The sequence below is a fragment of the uncultured Ligilactobacillus sp. genome, from assembly GCF_948826705.1.
Lineage (GTDB): Bacteria > Bacillota > Bacilli > Lactobacillales > Lactobacillaceae > Ligilactobacillus.
On record NZ_CAQLEL010000002.1, the window covers coordinates 1 to 1624 of the forward strand.

General features: G+C 42.5%; 1 protein-coding gene. It reads right to left on the reverse strand.

Annotation, left to right across the window (positions count from 1 at the left end; translation table 11 throughout):
• A partial coding sequence (locus tag Q9Q35_RS00160) for a MucBP domain-containing protein (RefSeq protein ID WP_304651605.1) occupies nucleotides 1-1624 on the reverse strand: 1624 nt, incomplete at both ends.

The window sequence follows — 1624 nt, forward strand, 5'->3', positions numbered from 1 at the left end:
CTCTCCCATCATCTGTCCATCTTAAGGCATGCCGGCCTGATTGATGATGAGAAAAAGGGGAAATATATCTATTATACTTTAAATACAACGGTACTGGACGATATCCTGGGATCTCTGGCACTGGAGTCGTACCACCCTTGCTTGGGTCTGTTGGATCGTTTGGATATTGTGGGTTTGGTACGTTTGGAATCGGGTTGCCGTCTGGATCGACTGGGACAACTTTACCTAACTTAGCGTACGTAAATGTTACCGTTACGTCATCCTTACCAAATGTACCCTTAGCGTTATCAGACACTGCCTTCAAGTAGTAACCATCGATCACTTTAGCGTCACCTGTTACATCGTAGTCTGATCCTTCTTGATAATCCGTACCCTTCATTACTGAAGGTGCTACTTCATTACCATCTTCATCGACGAATTTTTCAGCTAAGTAGTACTTAGCTACATCATCTTTGACGTAAACAACTGGTGTATTTTCACCTGGCTTATCTGGTGTGACAGTTGTCTTACCTGGATCTTGTGGGTGATATCCTGGAACATCTGGGATCGGTGTTGTGCCACCCTTGGTTGGATCACTTGGATCGTTAGGATATTGTGGTTGATCTGCACCTGGAATTGGGTTACCTTCTGGATCAACTGGTACTACCTTACCTAATGGTGTGTAAACGATTTGATCCTTGATATTTTCTTGAACTGTGTCCTTAGCTGGAACAGATGCTTTATCTGCAAAGTAACCTGGAACTACCACTGCTGGGACTGCAGTATATTGATCTTTGTCAGCCTTCCAAGCTTCATCAGGGTTCTTAACTTCACCTGTTACAGTATCAACGATCAATGTCCGTGTCCATGTTGATGTTTGAACATCATCAGGTACATTAGGGATCTTGTTGCCTTTATCATCAACGAATTCAACTGTTGATGTATATTCCTTGCTATATTGATCCTTGGCTGGCCATTTTGGACCGTCTGGATCGTTAGGGTTGATCGGTGTGCCTGGTTCGTGTGGATCATTTGGTCCAACTGGTTTTTCACCATGCTTCAAGATAACATCAAATACTTGGTCTGTATTCTTATCGTTATCAAATGTTGCATCAGCTGGGAAACCATCACTTACTAAGACGTAGCCTTTATCTGTCAATTCCTTGATCTTAGCTGCTGTCGAGTAATCGATCTTAGCTGAACTCTTACCTGTAACACTGTCAGATGAGAGTGTTTGACCTGTTGTTTCATCGATATAGTTGATTGTTGCTTTTTGGTCATCATAGTTGTAAACAACCTTTGTATCTTCACCTGGGTTTTCTGGTGTTACACTTGGTACTTCTGGTGTCATACCTGGAATTTCAGGAACTGGGGTCGTACCACCCTTAGTTGGATCTTGTGGATCGTTTGGATATTGTGGGTTTGGTACGTCTGGAATTGGGTTACCTTCTGGATCAACTGGGATAACTTTACCTAATGGTGCGTACGTAAATGTTACCGTTACGTTGTCCTTACCAAATGTACCCTTAGCGTTATCAGAAACTGCCTTCAAGTAGTAACCATCGATCACTTTAGCGTCGCCTGTTACATCGTAGTCAGTTCCTTCTTGATAATCTGTACCTTTAGTTACGTTTGGTGTTAATTC